The sequence below is a fragment of the Pseudoalteromonas sp. SIMBA_162 genome (assembly GCF_046535955.1).
GTDB classification, from domain to species: domain Bacteria; phylum Pseudomonadota; class Gammaproteobacteria; order Enterobacterales; family Alteromonadaceae; genus Pseudoalteromonas; species Pseudoalteromonas marina.
Map to the genome: position 1 here is coordinate 1 of NZ_JAWJBQ010000593.1, position 262 is coordinate 262.

1 protein-coding gene is annotated in these 262 nt (G+C 60.3%); it reads left to right on the forward strand.

Annotated features, from left to right (window positions below; translation table 11 throughout):
• On the forward strand, window positions 1–240 hold a 240-nt coding region (locus R0J88_RS21050; RefSeq protein ID WP_410901034.1), incomplete at its 5' end, for an RcnB family protein.
• Between the last annotated feature and the right edge of the window lie 22 nt (window positions 241–262).

Below are 262 nucleotides of genomic sequence, written 5' to 3' on the forward strand. Positions count from 1 at the left end.
CACCAGGAAAAGCTGGCTGAGAAGAAAGCGGTGGCAGAGGCTTCGCCGGCACATGTCTGGAAGCGGGGCGGCAAGGTGCCGGACACAGTCGCCCGGGATGATGGCCTTCGGGTCGAGAACTGGCAGCAGCACAAGCTCTCGGAACCGGGCGCCAACCAGCGCTGGCTGCAGCTCAAGGATGCCTTCGTGCTGATGAATACCGAAAGCCAAGTCATTGATGAGATCGTGCTCGAGCAGTGATGCCTCGGGTAGCGATGACATT